Genomic DNA, 17,567 nt, shown 5'->3' with positions numbered 1-17,567 from the left:
GCGCTTTTTGTTAGTAGTGGTTCATGTTACTGTATGGAATTTATATTTCCCCCTACGAATTTGGTTTCTTTAACCTCTTTTGGGTTTCCATAAATATTGATGGTACCTCCGGCCCTTACTGTGGCATCCACAATATCTGATGCATTCACATTGGCCGTGCCCCCGGCATTTACAGATACATTGGTCTGTTCTGTTTTTAAGTTTTCGTTTTTTACGACGCCTCCCGTATTAACGGAAATATCTTGAACCTTTGAGACTCCCGATAGGGAAACGATACCCCCGGTTGTGGCTTTTACGTCCACCTTTCCGGCTTCTATCTGAAGTTTCAGCTCACCACCCTCCTGTGCACGCATTTCCAAACTGGTGGATCTTTGCACATCATCGGAAACTATCTTTGCCTTTTCGTTTACATCCAAAAGAACCAGTGTTTCTGTATGATACAGCATAACTGTGGTATTATGGCCATCCAAAAAATTGTCTAGTTTCATTCGTATTTTTAAACGCCCTGATTTATTGACAAAGGCAACATCACTTTGGTCCTTTCCTGTAATTACAGCCTTGTTTACATCACTACGAATCAACTTTACGGTGATCCCATCATAAGCCTTTACTTCAGAAAATTTATACAGTTCGTGGGTAACTTCTTTTTGTGCAGAAGCTGTCCATGTTATTAAATTGATCGCGATAAGCGAAAGTATAGTTCTCATAGATTATTGTTTTAGGGATTAACTTTTACTATATACGTTCATAAGATGCCTTTGGGCTTTTTCGAAAGGTCATTATTTAAAAGGTAATACTCGATCTCGAACGTATCTAAAATGTGCTTTTTCAAGAAGAAAACAGCAGTTGTCCTATTAGATACATCGCAAATAGAGTAGTGCTATTTTTTTACCAAAACGATTCGATGTAAATGTTGATTCCTAGTGGTTAAATCTCTATTTTTAAACTTCATATTTGAGGATTGTATTGTAGAAGTGTTAAAACAATAAAGGAATAGCAATCCAGAAGTTTGCAATGTCAATTAGTAAAATCATGAATCCATGTCAGAAAAACAAATCAAAGCAAAGGCGTATTGGAAGGAAAACTTAAGGTATTTATTACTCTTGTTGACCATATGGTTTTTAGTATCCTATGGTGCCGGTATCCTGTTCAAGGATGCCTTGGACAGCATTAAGCTCGGAGGCTTTAAACTCGGGTTTTGGTTTGCCCAGCAAGGATCTATTTACGTGTTTGTCATACTGATCTTTATATATGTGAGGCTGATGAACAAACTGGATAAAAAATATGGATATAATGAGGAATAAACCTACCAAGAAAAACACAACCGGGATATGAGTGTACAACTATGGACCTACATCATTGTAGGGATAACCTTTGCACTCTATATTGGCATAGCTATATGGTCTAGGGCAGGTTCCACCAAAGAATTTTATGTGGCCGGCGGCAATGTTTCGCCCTTGGCGAATGGTATGGCCACTGCGGCAGATTGGATGTCTGCAGCCTCATTTATCTCCATGGCAGGTATTATTGCTTTTGCGGGATATGACGGTTCTGTTTACCTCATGGGATGGACAGGGGGTTATGTGCTGTTGGCACTACTATTGGCGCCATATCTTAGAAAATTTGGAAAATTCACGGTGCCCGACTTCATTGGGGAACGCTATTATTCCAAAACGGCCCGTATTGTAGCCGTTATCTGTGCCCTAATTGTATCCTTTACCTATGTAGCGGGGCAAATGAGGGGCGTTGGTGTGGTGTTTTCCAGATTTTTGCAAGTTGATATCACCACAGGGGTAATCATAGGGATGGTCATTGTGTTGTTTTACGCGGTATTGGGCGGAATGAAAGGGATTACCTATACCCAAGTGGCGCAATATTGTGTTCTCATATTTGCCTTTATGGTTCCTGCCATCTTTATCTCCATTCAAATGACAGGAAATCCTATTCCCCAATTGGGCATGGGTGCTACGTTAAATGATGGCTCGGGAATGTTTTTGTTGGATAAATTAAACGGACTCTCCACGGAATTGGGTTTTGCTGAATATACAGATGGGTCAAAGTCCGTCACGGATGTGTTTGCTATTACCTTGGCCCTAATGGTGGGGACTGCAGGATTGCCACATGTCATTGTACGATTCTTTACTGTTAAAAGGGTCAGGGATGCCCGTAAATCAGCAGGGTGGGCCCTATTGCTTATCGCGATTTTATATACCACTGCCCCGGCAGTGGCCGTATTTGCCAAAACCAACCTTATCAATACGGTTAGTAATAAAGACTATTCCAGTATGCCCCTTTGGTTTAAAAACTGGGAAGATACCGAGCTGTTAGTTTTTGACGATAAAAATAAGGACGGGAAAATACAGTATGTTGCCAATAAAATGGAGAACGAGCTTATCATTGATAATGATATTATGGTCTTGGCCAATCCCGAGATCGCCAATTTACCTCCCTGGGTCATTGCCTTGGTAGCTGCCGGTGGCTTGGCTGCAGCATTATCTACAGCTGCGGGTTTGTTGTTGGTGATATCTTCTTCTGTGTCACACGATCTTATCAAAAGTATTTTTAAACCTAATATTTCCGAAGCGGGCGAATTATGGGCAGCCCGAATTTCCGCAACAGTAGCCGTGATCATAGCCGGGTATTTCGGAATCAATCCACCTGGGTTTGTGGCGGCAGTTGTCGCACTGGCATTTGGACTGGCAGCAGCCTCCTTTTTTCCAGCAATTGTTTTGGGGATTTTTTATAAAAAAATGAGTAAAGAAGGGGCCATAGCAGGAATGATTGTGGGTATTGCACTGATGCTCTTTTACATGCTGAAATTCAAATTTGGTCTTTTTGATGGTGGTAAAGATGCGGTGGCTGGACTGTCTAAGGATTGGTGGTTAGGAATTTCACCGGAAGGCTTTGGTAGCATTGCTATGATCGTTAACTTTATAGTGGCCCTATTGGTCAATATGTTTGCCCCTGATCCCCCAGAACAAGTACAGGAAATAGTAGAGGACATCCGAATTCCCAGCGGAGCGGGTAAGGCGATAGTTCATTAAAGTAAATCTTTAATAAAAAATTAGAATTCCATCATGAGTAATTACCATATCAAACATTTAGAAGAGTACTATCAGGTGTATCGCAAATCGGTGAGGGATCCAGAAAATTTTTGGGAAGAAGTAGCGGAAGAACATTTCCTATGGAGAAAAAAATGGGATAAGGTACTGAGCTGGGATTTTACAAAACCGGAGGTAAAGTGGTATGAAGGGGCCCAACTCAATATTACGGAAAACTGTATTGATAGACATCTGACGACCAGAGGCGAAAAAACGGCCATTATTTTTGAACCGAATAATCCAGACGAAGAAGCTGAACATATAACTTATAGACAATTACACGAACGTGTTTGTGAATTTGCCAACGTCCTGAAGGACCAGGGTGTAAAAAAGGGGGATAGGGTATGTATCTATTTGCCCATGATCCCTGAACTGGCAATTTCCCTCTTGGCATGTGCCCGTATCGGAGCAATCCATTCCGTGGTATTTGCAGGATTTTCATCAACGGCACTATCTACTAGGATCAATGACAGTGATTGTAAAATGGTAATCACATCGGATGGTTCCTACAGAGGCGGAAAAGAAATAGACCTCAAGGGAATTGTAGATGAAGCCCTTCACGATTGCCCAGGGGTAAATACCGTATTGGTGGCAAAACGGATAAATTCCGATATAGCGATGAAGGAAGGTCGTGATAAATGGTTACAGCCTTTGTTGGATGAAGCATATCAAGATTGCGTACCGGAGATCATGGATGCCGAAGACCCATTGTTTATTTTATACACTTCTGGATCCACAGGGAAGCCAAAAGGAATGTTGCACACCACAGCGGGGTACATGGTGTACACTGCTTATACTTTTAAGAACGTTTTTCAGTATAGGGAAAAGGATGTGTATTGGTGTACCGCGGATATTGGATGGATCACGGGTCACAGTTATATAGTGTACGGTCCTTTGGCAAACGGGGCAACCACGGTCCTCTTTGAAGGGGTGCCAAGTTATCCCGACTTTGGTCGATTTTGGGAAATCATAGAAAAACATAAGGTCAGTCAATTTTATACCGCACCAACGGCGATCAGGGCGTTGGCCAAAGAGAGTTTGGATTTTGTGGAAAAGCACGATCTTTCCTCAATTAAGGTGTTGGGGACTGTAGGAGAACCAATCAACGAAGAGGCCTGGCATTGGTACAATGTAAATGTGGGTAAAAAGAAGAGTCCAATTGTGGACACTTGGTGGCAAACAGAAACAGGCGGCATCATGATTTCTCCTATTCCCTATGCCACCCCGACTATACCAACTTATGCGACGTTACCATTACCTGGGGTCCAACCGGCGTTGATGGACGAAAATGGCAATGAAATAGAAGGCAATCAAGTGGACGGTAGGCTCTGTATCAAATTTCCATGGCCCTCTATGGCCAGAACCATATGGGGCAACCATCAACGGTATAAGGATACTTATTTCTCAGCCTATGAAAACAAATATTTTACTGGAGACGGGGCGCTAAGGGATGAGGTTGGTTATTACCGTATTACGGGTAGGGTAGACGATGTGATCATCGTATCTGGACATAATCTCGGTACCGCACCCATAGAGGATGCTATTAATGAGCATCCTGCAGTGGCGGAATCAGCTATAGTTGGCTTTCCCCATGATATTAAGGGAAGTGCGCTTTATGGGTATGTAATTCTTAAGGTCACTGGGGAATCCAGAGATCAGAACAATCTAAGAAAGGAAATCAATCAGATCATTACGGAACAGATTGGTCCTATCGCAAAACTGGATAAGATCCAGTTTACCAGTGGGCTTCCAAAAACGCGCTCAGGAAAGATCATGAGAAGGATCCTCAGAAAAATCGCCTGTAATGAAATGGAAAACCTGGGGGATACATCCACCTTATTGAACCCAGAAGTGGTGCAGGAAATTATTGAGAACAAATTGTAACATCGCATTATCCATATAGATAAAAAAGCCTTCTTAAAAGAAGGCTTTTTTTTGTTATAATGGGATATTCCCATGTTTTCGGTTCGGTCTTACTTGCTCTTTATGTTGCAGCATGCTGAAACCTTTGATCAATTTTCTTCTTGTGTCTTTAGGTAGGATCACTTCGTCAATAAAACCTCGTTGGGCAGCCCTATATGGATTGGCAAACTTGTCCGCATATTCAGCTTCCTTTTCAGCTAATTTTTTTGAGGGGTCATCTGCTGCCGAAATCTCCTTTCTAAAGATGATTTCACTCGCGCCTTTGGCACCCATAACCGCAATTTCTGCACTTGGCCACGCATAATTCAAATCGGCTCCAATATGTTTGGAATTCATTACATCATAGGCACCACCATAAGCTTTACGGGTAATCACTGTAATACGGGGAACAGTAGCCTCGCTCAAAGCGTAAAGGAGTTTGGCGCCATGTACGATAATACCGTTCCACTCTTGATCCGTACCTGGTAAAAACCCGGGGACATCTACCAGTACCAAAAGGGGAATGTTGAAACAATCACAAAAACGCACGAACCTAGCGGCTTTTTTGGAACTGTTCACGTCCAGGACACCTGCTAAGTACATAGGCTGGTTCGCAACAATACCAATGCTTCTTCCTCCGATTCTTGCAAACCCGACTAAAATGTTTTCCGCATAGTCCTTATGTATTTCATAAAAGCTTTCGTTATCTATTATGCCTTTGATCACCTCATGCATATCGTAAGGTTTGTTGGCATTATCGGGAATGATGTTCGATAGGCTATCCCTAACCTCGTCCCCAAGCTCAAAAGGAAGGGATGAAGGAGATTCTTTGTTGCTTTGAGGTAAATACCCCAACAATGTTTTTATATCCTCCAAGCACAGTACGTCATTGGCTGAGGTAATATGTGCCACCCCGGATTTTGTGGAGTGGGTACTTGCACCACCCAGCTCTTCTGACGTAACCTCTTCATTGGTAACTGTTTTTACCACATTGGGACCAGTTACGAACATATAGCTGGTGTCCTCCACCATCATGGTAAAATCTGTCATGGCAGGGGAATATACCGCACCCCCGGCGCAAGGTCCCATAATGGCCGATATTTGAGGGATCACCCCAGAGGCTTGAACGTTTCTATAAAAAATATCCGCATAGCCTCCCAAGGAACGAACCCCTTCTTGGATTCGCGCTCCTCCAGAATCATTTAAGCCAACCAGGGGAGCACCAACTTTAACCGCTAAATCCATGATTTTACAAATCTTTTCGGCATGGGTTTCTGATAGTGCGCCGCCAAACACGGTAAAATCCTGAGCAAACACATAGACCAATCTGCCATTTACGGTGCCGTATCCAGTAATTACACCATCACCATAATAGAGCTCCTTATCCATTTCAAAATCGGTGGTCCTGTGCGTCACTAGAATTCCAATTTCCTCAAAGGAACCGTCATCCATGAGATAGTTGACCCGCTCTCTGGCGGTCAATTTTTTCTTTTGATGTTGTTTTTTTATTCGATTTTCCCCTCCACCCAAATGGGCTTTGGCGATTTTATCCTGTAGTCCTTTTATTTTAGAATCCATATATTACTGAATTGGCAATCTTAGAATTTTTTGATCTTCCATATATTGTTTTAAGGCAATCATGGCCGCAATTTTAGCCTCTTCTTCCTTAGCACTTTTTAAGGCTTCCGGAGAATAATAATTTTTCACAAAGTGGGTGTCAAAAGCACCAGAGCGGAAGGATTCATGTTCAAAAACATATTTGCCAAACGCCAAGGTGGTCTCCACGCCGGCCACCTGGTAGCGGTCAATGGCCGAAATCATCAATTGAATGGCCTCTTCCCTTGTTTTTCCGTAGGTGATCAGTTTTGCCAACATGGGGTCGTAGTAGATGGGAATATCCATGCCTTCCTCAAACCCATTATCAACACGTATGCCTTCACCTTCTGGTAGTACATAGGTGTCCAAATGGCCCACACTCGGTAAAAAGTCATTTAATGGGTCTTCGGCATAAACCCGTAATTCCAAGGCATGTCCTTTTATTTTCAGATCTTTTTGTGCGATAGGAAGTTTTTCGCCCCTAGCCACCCTTATCTGTAGTTCCACCAAATCCATCCCAGTGATCAGTTCCGTCACCGGATGTTCCACCTGTAACCTGGTATTCATCTCCAGAAAGTAAAAATTATGGTTTTCATCCAATAGAAATTCCACAGTTCCCGCGCCTATATAATTACAGGCTTGTGCTACTTTTACCGCCGCTTCTCCCATTTCTGCCCGTAATTCTGGGGTCAGTACGGAAGACGGGGCTTCTTCCACTACCTTTTGGTGTCGTCGTTGAATACTGCACTCCCTTTCAAAAAGATGGATGATGTTCCCATGGGTATCTGCCATCACCTGAATTTCTATATGTCTTGGCGAGGCCACGTACTTTTCTATAAAAACGGAACCATCCCCAAAAGCAGAAGTCGCTTCACTAATGGCCCTTTTCATCTGGGATTCCAGGTCACTTTCCTTTTCAACGATCCGCATCCCTTTTCCACCGCCACCTGCAGAGGCTTTGATCAGAATTGGGAACCCAATTTTCTTTCCAATTTCCTTGGCCTTGTCAATATCCGTTATGGCTCTGTCTATTCCTGGAACCATGGGAATGCCATAGTCCTTAACGGCATCCTTGGCCGCTAACTTGCTGCCCATTATTCTAATGGCATCTGAATTGGGACCTATAAAAATGATATTGTTTTGTTCCACTTCTTCCGCAAAAGCTGCATTCTCGCTGAGGAACCCATACCCAGGGTGAATGGCATCTACTTGAAGTTCCTTGGCTACCTTGATGATTTTGGAACCTAAGAGGTAGGATTCATTGGATGGCGGCTCCCCTATACATACGGCCTCATCGGCAAATCTTACATGGGGGGCATTTCTGTCTATGGTAGAATAGATAGCCACCGTTTTGATACCCATTTTTTGGGCGGTTCTCATAACCCTAATGGCAATCTCACCGCGGTTGGCAACCAGTATTTTTTTTATGTTCATTTCTTATTCGAATTCTATTAATAACTGTCCCTTGTCAATGGCCGTACCCTTATTAATGGGGACCGCCTTAATGACTCCTTCTCTTGGCGAGGTGATGATGTTTTCCATTTTCATGGCCTCCAATATTAAAAGGGGATCACCTTCTTTTACCGATTGTCCGGGGGTCACATGGATATCTAAAATCAAACCTGGCATTGGAGCCTTGATGGAATCGATCTGTTTGGAAGAACCAAGGGCAAATCCCATTTCCTTGATCAAAAGATCAAGTTCATCGGTGATTTTAATGTGATAGGGTTTATTATTGATCTTGACCGAATATGACCTTTGGTCCATATCCGACTTTACCACTTCTGCCTTAAAGGGTTTGCTATTTTGAAGCACGTGGTATTTTAAAGGACCCATAGGGGTCGTGTCCAGTTGTTCCAAATCTGCTAAAGGAATGGTAAAACTGTAGGTGTCATCTACAGTTACTTCAAACTTTTTATTCATCAAACTATTGGTTTAGAATCATTTAGGCCTAAGACATTCCAAGCTAAAATTGGGATAAGAGGATATTCAGCATCTACTCTTACAAGGCCTAGATAGCTTTAATAGCTTAAAGATATATTTAATTTTTAAAGTGATGAAACAAACCTGTTTGGTAATGGACAATAATGTAGGAAGAATAGGTTATTTATAATTATCATTGGGAAGGTTGAGCATGGTATTATGGGTGGTCTTGATTTTTTCTGGCGTAAAGCCTGTTTTAAACATAAGAAAAAGGACTAGATTGGTGAAATTGACACGCAGGTATGAATTGTAATCGTATTTTCTAGCAGACACCACCAAGTTATTGTTTACAATTTTATAGGGAATTTTATGTTTCTTGATTTTACCCCAGAACTCAAAATCTTCCATGATCACCTGTTCCTCATTAAATCCTTTCAAGCTTTCAAAATTAGCCTTGGTGATGAAGAGACATTGGTCACCTGCTCCAGTAAAAAGTCCGTCTTTTGCAGTAAAAAATTCATTGATTTTAAGAAGTAGGCCACTCTTATCAAATTTATATGAAAAAAGGCCTGCGCCATAACCGCTGCCAATGGTCTCATAAATATTGCTCAAGAAGCCGTTTGGAGGAATACTATCGGCATGTAAAAATGCCAAGATATTTCCTTTTGCTATTTGAGCCCCCAAGTTCATTTGTACGGCCCTGCCTTTTCCTTGGCATTGAATGATATGAAAGGGCCCCGTAGTTTTTATATGTTCAGTACCGTCTGTATTTCCACCAGAGAGGATTACCAAAACTTCTACTTGCAAGGTTGGGTTTTGCTTCAGCTGTGCTGAAAGTATACTGATGAGGCTTTCAATATTCTCTTTTTCGTTATGTGCTGGGATAATAATGCTTAGCATGCTCTATTTTCAAAAAGGTTGTTGCTATAGGTTACGAAGTTACAAAGGTTAGGGTTCACATTTTGCAGATCAAATTAAAAAAAGTATGTTTCTTTTGAAAGCTATTTTTGAATTACGGACTAAGTAAAAAACCCAACACCCAAAAGTTACGTACCTAATATAGTGACAGAAACCGTTTATTATGAAAGCACTCAGCGTATTATTTATTCTTTTTTTACCATTGATATCCTTTGAACATAGCAAGGAAGGTGTTTCACAAAATGAAAAGATCAATTTCAATGAACTGTCAGAACAGTTTCTTAGGAATATAAAGGAGGGGAAGGATACCAAGGATATTCAAAACATTTTGGCCACTACCAATTTAGAGGCGTTGGAATCAGGATTGAAAACAAACGACCAGAAAACCGCTTTTTGGCTGAATATTTACAATGCCTACATTCAGGTTATATTGTCCAAAAACCCCGAACTATACCAAGATAGGGGCAGTTTCTTTAAAAAGGAACAGATTAATATTGCGGGCAATATGCTCTCTTTTGCAGATATTGAACACGGCATGGTGCGTAAATCACAATGGGAATACGGTTTGGGCTATATCAGAAAGTGGTTTCCCGGTAAATTTGAACGGAAACTACGCGTGGAAGAGAGAGATTACCGCATACATTTTGCCCTTAATTGTGGTGCCAAAGATTGTCCTCCTGTAGCCATTTACGATGCTGATAGATTGGAGGAACAACTAGCAAAGGGTACCAAGCGTTTCTTGACCGAAACATCTGAATACAAAAGCGACACAAAGGAAGCTGCCATCACTTCTTTGTTCAGTTGGTTCAGGGGCGACTTCGGTGGGAAAGGTGGAACCAAGAAAATCCTAAAGAAGAATGGCATCATAAATAGCACAAAAGGTGTGGATCTAGTCTATAAAAACTATGATTGGACCCTTTATTTGGATAATTTTATTGAATTGTAAGATAAGCACCACTTCATTTTAAAACGATTTTTTTAGTATCGATGGAGAAGATTATTGGATATAAAAAAATTGTCGTTTTAGGTTTTGCTCTTTTGGCACTGGCCGCAGTTTTTTCTTTGTCCGGACTCAAATTTTCATTTGATCTACAGCCTTTTTTTCCTGAAGGAGACGAGGAACTGGAGTTTTATCAAGATTTTGTCTCGGAATTTGGCACAGATGACAGCTATCTTTTTATTGCAATTGAAAATAGAAGCACCGTTTTTGATAACGGTTTTTTAGAACGTTTCCATCAATTTTCATTGGATGCCAAAACCCTGCCTTTTGTAAATCGAAGTGAATCCCTTACCACCTTATCCTATCCACTAAAAACCTCTTTCGGGTATATGGGTCTTCCCATCATACATCGGGAGGATACCACAGCCTATAAAGAGGATTGGAGGCGTATCCAAGAGGAGAATATTTTTGTAAATTCCTTAATTGATACCCAAGCAACCTCATTGGTAGTGGTTCTGGAAACGGATGAAAATCTGGATTATTCCCAATCCAAGGAACTGCTAGGCGGCATGGAAGTACTTTTAGCAAAGCATCATTTGGATACGTATCATGTTCTGGGAAGGGCGCCCTTTTATAAGGCAATTGTGGAACTTCAAAAGAGCGAACTTATATTTACCACCATTGCATCATCTGTGTTGGTTATATTGATGCTTTTTTTGATCTATAGAAAGGCCGCCATTATTGGAATTGCCTTTACTTCCATTGGTATTTCATTAGTGCTTTTTTTGGGCGTTGTAGTGCTGATGGGAAAGGAGCTTACTGCCCTTTCTGCCTTTTATCCCATTCTCATTTTGATTGTAGGTGTTTCCGATGTGATTCATCTGATGGACAAATACCTTAAGGAATTGGATTCCGGTAAATCCAACACTTCGGCCATGGTTGTTGCCTTAAAGGGTGTTGGCGTGCCCACCTTTCTGACCTCTATGACCACGGCTTTGGGATTCCTATCGTTGCTGACCTCTAAATTGGAGGGGATTCGCGATTTTGGTCTTATTTCCGCCATAGGGGTTATGGTCACTTTCGTTACTGTAATGGTACTGGGTAGTGCATTGTTGGTTCTTGTGAACAAGAGGTACTTATTGCGGGATAATGTTGGATTTTCTTGGAGCAGTGGGAAACTCACGCAAATACAGAAATTTACTGGGAACCATGGTAGGGCCATTATAGTTGGCAGTCTTATTTTTGGGTTGGTATGCCTCGTTGGTGTCTTTAATATCAATACCAATTATAGGTTCTATAAAAGTCTTCCAAAGAACAGCAGAATAGCTTCCGATTTTCAGTATTTCCAAACCAATTATGCCGGCTCCAGACCTTTGGAAGTAGCCGTAATAGCAAAAAATAATCATGTGGTATCTGATTATAATGTATTGAAGGAAATGGACAAATTGGAAATGCGCCTGCAAAAAGAACCGGCCATCAAGAGCATACAATCCGTGACCACTTTTTATAAGTTTGCGAATAAGGCCAACCATTTGAACAAAAGTAGCTATTACTCCTTACCCGCAACCAAGGAGGAATTTGACCTTCTTACGAACGATGTGCAGAAGTTGAGCAGAAAGAGATATTCCAGGTTTGTGAATGAAGACGGTTCCAAAGCCAGGATAACAGCTCGGGTTTTAGACGTTGGTTCAGACAGTTTGGTACATATTTATAAGGGCATAAACCATTTTATAGACAATGAAATTGATACGACCAAAGTAGCTTTTTCCCTTACGGGCAAAGGCTATCTATTGGACACCAATGCCAATGATGTGCGCAATAGTATTTTACAGGGCTTGTTGGCCGCAATTTTTTTGGTCGGGTTGTTAATGGCTTTTATTTTTAGAAACTTCAAAGTGCTCTTTATTTCTGTTACGGTCAATATCTTTCCCTTAATGTTCTGTGGTGCTTTGTTGGGGTTTTTAGAAATTCCGCTGGAAGCAACCATATCTATTGTATTTGCCTTGGTTTTTGGAATATCAGTGGACGATACCATTCATTTTTTGAGCAAGTATAAAATTTGTCTGGCCGAAGGACTATCCAAGGAAAGAGCACTGGGCAAGACTTTTTCAGAAACAGGTCGCGCCCTGGTGATTACCACACTAATCTTATTTTTTGGATTTGCAGTGATGTTGTTTTCCAATAGCGAACCCAGTTTGATCATTGGCCTGTTGGCAGCCGTAACCTTGTTGAGCGCTTTAGTATTTGATCTTCTATTATTGCCGGTCCTGATCCGTAAATATTTGTAATAAATAGGGCAGGGTTATACTTCAAGAAAACTTCACAAAAAATTCAAAAGGCGAAAAATTTGGAGGGGAAATATACTGGTACAATACCGAGCTCCTAGGTCTTTGGTAATTTTAGGGCTTACTTTTTACCGAGATATAGCCATTCCATGGCAGGGGTAAATTGTCTGCGCCAAAAACGTTCGTTGTGTTCCCCTTCAGGATCGGAGACCCATTTGAGGTTTTTCCTTTTCTGCCCTGTTCCCAATATTAGTTGGTACATTTTTTTGGCAGGTTTTACCATGCCTTCCTCCTTTTCACCTACCAACATAAAAATTTTGGTGTTCCTTGGAAGTGGATGTTTTTTGGTGAAATCATAGACTTCATCAGCATACCAGTACGAAGGAGAAAAGATGGCGGCCTTGCCAAATACATCGGGATATTGGAACAGGGCATAATGAGAAATCAATCCCCCAAGGGAACTGCCCATCAAGGATGTGTTTTTTCGGTTGGGGAGGGTTCTGAAATTACTATCGATAAATGGTTTTAGCTTGTGTACCATAAATTCCACGAATTCCTCTCCTTCGGCCTTACCGTATTTCTTATTCTCCCATGGACTCAACTCATTGATTCGTTTTTCCTGACCGTTATCAATCCCAACAACAATAATTTTCAACCCTGTTTTTGTAGCCAGGGCGTTTAAACTTTCATCCACGCCCCATTCCCCTGCATAGGAAGTGGCATCATCAAATAAATTCTGTCCGTCCTGCATATAGAGGACAGGGTAGGACCGGTCCGACTCGTAATACCCTAGTGGCAGGTATATCCTGATCTGCCTGGAACGGTTTAATTTTGGAATGTCAAGGCTATGTTCCAAAACGATGGGGTTCGTTTTTTCGTGGCCTTGTTTAAGGCTTGTGTGGGATGATTTACACGAAAGGATTCCAAGGAAGATTCCTAGGTACAGGATATATTTTAGCATACTACGATTCATGGTATTGTACCTTAGAATTTATAGAACTAATGTTAAAATTACAGGTGCAGAATGGGTGTTGTTTATAGCTTGGTGACATCAATCTTAAACAGTTCGGCAGCGTTTTTCCACAGGATAAGTTCCTTTTTGTCTTCTGGAAGATCTAGTTGTTTTATGAAATTAAGATAGGATGACATGTTGGAAATGGGCCAATCTGTACCGTACAAAAGATATTTTGGGTCACCGGCATAGGTGATCATTTCTTCCAATTCCTTTTTCATATATCTTTCAAACTTATCTGAAAAATTCCCAAGCACCAATCCAGAAAAGTCGGCATGAACATGTTTGTTCTTATAAACCACTTCCATACAGTCCTTGATCCAAGGGTTGCCCACATGGCAGATCACTATTTTCATATCTGGGTTGTCTACTGCTACATCATCAATATGTAAGGGATGCGAATATTTTACCCTTCCCGTTGGGGAATATGTGTCCCCAGAATGGAACATTACGGGCACATCGTACTCCACGGCCATATCATAGACCACCTTGAGCCTATTGTCATTTGGATAGAAGGGCTCGTAACCGGGATACAGTTTTAATCCCTTAATGAGACCCTGTTCAAGAAAGTCACTTATTTCATATAGGTCCCTATGGTTGTAATTTAAATAGCTGATTCCAGCAACTACACCCAGATTGTTCCTGCCGCTAATGGCTTCCACTACCTTTTTGGTGCTTGGCCTGTGCTCGTTTACCTTATAGGATGTAAGAACCAGTGAATAATCTACCTTGTTTTCGGCCATAGTGTCCGTAAGTTGGTTAAGGCATTCTTCCAGGGAAACTACGCGATCTTCATGGTAGTTATTGATGTGGGTATGGACGTCGATAATCATAATTAGAAAATTTGTTCACTTGTAAAAGTAAGGAAGCTTTTTTAGAAATGGATCAGGTAGGTGCGTGATAAGGAAATTTTATTTAATCGATCTTCATGGTTCTTTCATACTCCAACCCTGGGCCATCACATTGGTTCCAAGTGCTGGTCATAACAGTTGAAGATTGTAAGAACAATACTTCCTTTTGGTCTCCAAGACAGCTGCCAATGATATCGCTTTCTGAGGCAAAGGTAAGTTCCAATCTTGTTCCTTCATCGGATTTTACCACGTTAAAGCTTCCAGCAGATTGGGTCTCTATCCCGTTTTGTTCCCGTGATTTAGAGAAGGTGCCATCATTAATGATTGTATAGGATTCTTGCCACCCCATTTCTTGGCCAGTGGTTTCAGAATCGGGGGTGTTTCCCGACATTTTAACCAGAACCCATATCCCTTGATAATCTTGATAGATAGATTTTTCAGACTCCTTGTTACAGGAGAATAGTAATATTAAAAGTCCAAAGAAGTAGGTGCTGACTTTCATATAAATTGATTTTTATAGAGGTACTTTAAGGCGCAAATGGTTGCGTGATATTTCTATTTTTCGAAAATGAGTGTTTCTGCAGTGGCTCCTAAATCTAGTAAAAGTTGTGTGATATTTTCAACAAATGCCTTAGGCCCGCATAAATAAAAGTTTTGTCCAAAGTCGGCAATATTTTTAACAAGGAAATTACGGTCAATCCGAATGCCGCGAAACCCGACGATGTTCTCACGGGTAAATATATTTATAAAATCATTTTGGAGCATTGTTCGTAATTCCGCTTCCATAATGACGTCTTCTGATGTTTTATTGGAATAGATCAATTTATTGCCATGTATGTTCCTATGCTTGTAGAGTTCTCTGAAAATGGAGATAAAAGGGGTAATGCCCGACCCTCCAGCAATGAAAATGCCTGGGCCTTTGTATTTTATGGCACCGAATACATCATGAATAATCAATTCGGCACCTGCATTGATGCTGCCCAACTTTTTGGTTACCCCATTATGATCATCGTAAATTTTAATCATGAATTCAAGATACCCCAGTTCTCTAAGAGAGGTAAAGGTGAACGGTCTTAATTGGTCTTTCCATTCTGGGAGATTAATGGAAACTTGGGTGGCCTGTCCAGGTATAAAATCATATCCTTTAGGCTTTTCCACAGCAAAACGTTTTACATCATGTGTGATGTAGTGCGCCTCTAATATTTTTACGATATGCTGGCTCATTTAATAAATGCATAAATATGACTCTATGAAGTTACTGAAATTTTTTTCAAGTCATATTTTTGGAACTTTTACTCATCTGCAATCAGAACTATTGGCTTTCTCATATATGTTGATTATGCACACTTGGTAAGAAAGAATTGTTTTTTATATAAACAGCCCTGAAATTATGGGATAATTCAGGGCTGTCACCAATTAATAATAGTGGTAATTCTTTGGAGCATTTATATGGATTTATGCATATTCAGTATAATACTGAACCCTTAACTCATTATTCACGTGGTATACTCCGGGTGCTCTATAGGCGGCAGTTTCCGCATCTTCCTTTTCCTTGATCGAATGTACCTTACCTTTTAAGGTTACATTGTGGCCATCGCTTATGACTGTAATATTGTTGGCATCCAATTCTGCCGAGCGTTCAAAGGCCTTTTTGATCAGGTTTTTGACCTCAAGAGGTTTTATGTCCTGTTTTATACTTAGGTTATTGATGACGCTGCGTACCCCCATCAAGTTTTGTACAGCACGTTTTGCTGCACTTTTTTGGTATTCCCATTCAACTTCACCGGTAAGGTATACCCATCCATCTTCGACCTTAACAGAAATATCCTCTTCGGGAATTGATGAGTTCCACTCCAAGGCATTGACAACGGCCTTTGCAATCTCCTTATCTGTTTTTTTGTAGGCATCCCCATATTTTACCTCAATATCGTTCGCAAGGGCCTTGACCCCCACCACACTCTTAACAGCCTTTTCGGCATTTAATTTTTTGGAGTAGCTATCTACAACACCATTGAGCGTAACAACGCCTTTGTCAACGATGACCCCTATTTCCGTTTCGTCAACATTAGGTTGCCATGCCAGTTCATCCAAAACATCTTCTTTGATTTCTGCATCTGTTTTCATGATATACCATTTTTTGGGTTAATGAAATAATTATAGGGTCAAAGATATTTTGGCGAATTACCTTTAAAAATGATGTACATCAGTAAGGTCTAATTTTAACAAAAAGTAGCGGATATCTAATACATTATGCCATGGAATATTCTTTAATACTTCAATAGGGTAGCCATTGCTTTATAGCAATTGTTTCACTTTTTCTGAAGAATCATTGGAACGGTTCCACCATTTTTGCCATTTCCTCGTCCAACTCACGTAGGGCATGGGTACTGTCCCCAAAGGCATCCAATTGATCCAGTAAGTTCTGGAATTTATCCATTTCTTCTGCCTGTTCCTTTGCATACCAAAGTCCAAGTTCGGCCACCATGAAATTACCTTCATCAAATGCAGTCTTGGTAAGCAGATAGCATTGATCGGTGATTTCCTTTTCATGTTTGAAACCTACTTCTATGGCATGGGAAAGGCTCTTAAATTCTTGCTGTGGTTTCGCTAATGCCGGGGTATCGGGAAGCAGGCCATTGGCCAAGAGCATTGTTTTGGCTTTATTAGCATGCATCAATTCTTCTTTGCTATACGTTTCAAACAATTTACCTGCACCGAGATACCCTTTACTGGTCGCCCATGTGGACATGGCCAGATATAATCGCGATGAGAATTCCTCTTGCTCTATTCTGTAATTGAGTAATTTGACAATCGCCTCACTCAAAAATTCTGATTTTGCACCCATATATTCGACTTTTAATTCAATCCAATACCTAAAGGTACAAGAGGGCTTTTAGATCCAAAATGATTTGGCTCAGTGAGCCTTGCTTTATTATGTAATGAGGTCTTAGTTGAAAGGCCTCATGTCATCATACGGGGCCAATACCCAAATATGGCCGTTGCAAGCCTCTTTGCCCTTTCAGGGCTGCCAATTGGAGA

The 17,567-nt window shown here is 41.0% G+C and carries 16 protein-coding genes; 5 read left to right on the top strand and 11 right to left on the bottom strand.

Annotation, left to right across the window (positions count from 1 at the left end; genetic code table 11):
* Window positions 1–26: 26 nt before the first annotated feature.
* Window positions 27–707, bottom strand: a complete 681-nt coding sequence (locus SB49_RS09500) for a head GIN domain-containing protein (protein WP_062055994.1) — start codon at window positions 705–707, stop codon at window positions 27–29.
* Between the two features lie 333 nt (window positions 708–1,040).
* Here SB49_RS09500 and SB49_RS09495 point away from each other — a divergent pair, with 333 nt between their 5' ends.
* Genes SB49_RS09495 through acs form a run of 3 tightly spaced genes read left to right on the top strand, consistent with a single transcriptional unit; the run spans window position 1,041 to window position 4,985 of the window.
* On the top strand, window positions 1,041–1,304 hold the full coding sequence (locus SB49_RS09495; RefSeq protein ID WP_062055992.1) for a DUF4212 domain-containing protein: 264 nt from the start codon (window positions 1,041–1,043) through the stop codon (window positions 1,302–1,304).
* A gap of 27 nt (window positions 1,305–1,331) precedes the next feature.
* Window positions 1,332–3,044 (top strand): sodium:solute symporter family protein, encoded by a 1,713-nt coding sequence (locus tag SB49_RS09490; protein ID WP_062055991.1) that lies wholly within the window; start codon window positions 1,332–1,334, stop codon window positions 3,042–3,044.
* A gap of 33 nt (window positions 3,045–3,077) precedes the next feature.
* Window positions 3,078–4,985, top strand: a complete 1,908-nt coding sequence (gene acs / locus SB49_RS09485; protein WP_062055989.1) for an acetate--CoA ligase — start codon at window positions 3,078–3,080, stop codon at window positions 4,983–4,985.
* 54 nt (window positions 4,986–5,039) lie between these two features.
* Here acs and SB49_RS09480 read toward each other — a convergent pair whose 3' ends face one another.
* The 4 genes from SB49_RS09480 to SB49_RS09465 form a co-directional block, all read right to left on the bottom strand.
* Window positions 5,040–6,581, bottom strand: coding sequence for an acyl-CoA carboxylase subunit beta (locus SB49_RS09480; protein WP_062055987.1), 1,542 nt, complete (start codon window positions 6,579–6,581; stop codon window positions 5,040–5,042).
* Window positions 6,582–6,584: 3 nt separating this feature from the next.
* Window positions 6,585–8,027, bottom strand: coding sequence for an acetyl-CoA carboxylase biotin carboxylase subunit (gene accC, locus SB49_RS09475; protein WP_062059069.1), 1,443 nt, complete (start codon window positions 8,025–8,027; stop codon window positions 6,585–6,587).
* A 9-nt stretch (window positions 8,028–8,036) separates the two neighbouring features.
* A complete protein-coding gene (locus SB49_RS09470) occupies window positions 8,037–8,522 on the bottom strand; it encodes an acetyl-CoA carboxylase biotin carboxyl carrier protein subunit (RefSeq protein WP_062055985.1) in 486 nt (161 codons plus the stop codon).
* A gap of 180 nt (window positions 8,523–8,702) precedes the next feature.
* Window positions 8,703–9,422, bottom strand: a complete 720-nt coding sequence (locus tag SB49_RS09465; protein ID WP_062055982.1) for a TIGR04283 family arsenosugar biosynthesis glycosyltransferase — start codon at window positions 9,420–9,422, stop codon at window positions 8,703–8,705.
* Window positions 9,423–9,603: 181 nt separating this feature from the next.
* Here SB49_RS09465 and SB49_RS09460 point away from each other — a divergent pair, with 181 nt between their 5' ends.
* A complete protein-coding gene (locus SB49_RS09460; RefSeq protein WP_062055980.1) occupies window positions 9,604–10,386 on the top strand; it encodes a DUF547 domain-containing protein in 783 nt (260 codons plus the stop codon).
* Window positions 10,387–10,427: 41 nt separating this feature from the next.
* Entirely contained in the window at window positions 10,428–12,668 is a 2,241-nt protein-coding gene (locus tag SB49_RS09455) for an efflux RND transporter permease subunit (RefSeq protein ID WP_062055978.1), read from the top strand.
* A 118-nt stretch (window positions 12,669–12,786) separates the two neighbouring features.
* On the opposite strand, the gene SB49_RS09450 is transcribed toward SB49_RS09455, so the two are convergent.
* From SB49_RS09450 to SB49_RS09425, 6 genes are all read right to left on the bottom strand, one after another.
* Window positions 12,787–13,638, bottom strand: coding sequence for an alpha/beta hydrolase (locus SB49_RS09450; RefSeq protein WP_062055976.1), 852 nt, complete (start codon window positions 13,636–13,638; stop codon window positions 12,787–12,789).
* 62 nt (window positions 13,639–13,700) lie between these two features.
* The gene (locus tag SB49_RS09445; RefSeq protein WP_062055974.1) at window positions 13,701–14,510 is read right to left on the bottom strand and encodes an amidohydrolase family protein; all 810 of its coding nucleotides are present in this window, start codon (window positions 14,508–14,510) and stop codon (window positions 13,701–13,703) included.
* Between the two features lie 82 nt (window positions 14,511–14,592).
* Entirely contained in the window at window positions 14,593–15,030 is a 438-nt protein-coding gene (locus tag SB49_RS09440) for a hypothetical protein (RefSeq protein WP_062055972.1), read from the bottom strand.
* 53 nt (window positions 15,031–15,083) lie between these two features.
* Window positions 15,084–15,752 (bottom strand): FAD-binding oxidoreductase, encoded by a 669-nt coding sequence (locus tag SB49_RS09435; protein WP_062055970.1) that lies wholly within the window; start codon window positions 15,750–15,752, stop codon window positions 15,084–15,086.
* Between the two features lie 231 nt (window positions 15,753–15,983).
* Window positions 15,984–16,652 (bottom strand): BON domain-containing protein, encoded by a 669-nt coding sequence (locus tag SB49_RS09430; RefSeq protein WP_062055968.1) that lies wholly within the window; start codon window positions 16,650–16,652, stop codon window positions 15,984–15,986.
* 202 nt (window positions 16,653–16,854) lie between these two features.
* Window positions 16,855–17,373 (bottom strand): ferritin, encoded by a 519-nt coding sequence (locus tag SB49_RS09425; protein WP_062055967.1) that lies wholly within the window; start codon window positions 17,371–17,373, stop codon window positions 16,855–16,857.
* Window positions 17,374–17,567 lie beyond the last annotated feature (194 nt).

Origin of the sequence: Sediminicola sp. YIK13, from assembly GCF_001430825.1 — a bacterium.
Lineage (GTDB): Bacteria > Bacteroidota > Bacteroidia > Flavobacteriales > Flavobacteriaceae > Sediminicola.
Note: the sequence above shows the minus strand (reverse complement) of the source record. Positions and strands in the feature narration are given on the sequence as shown.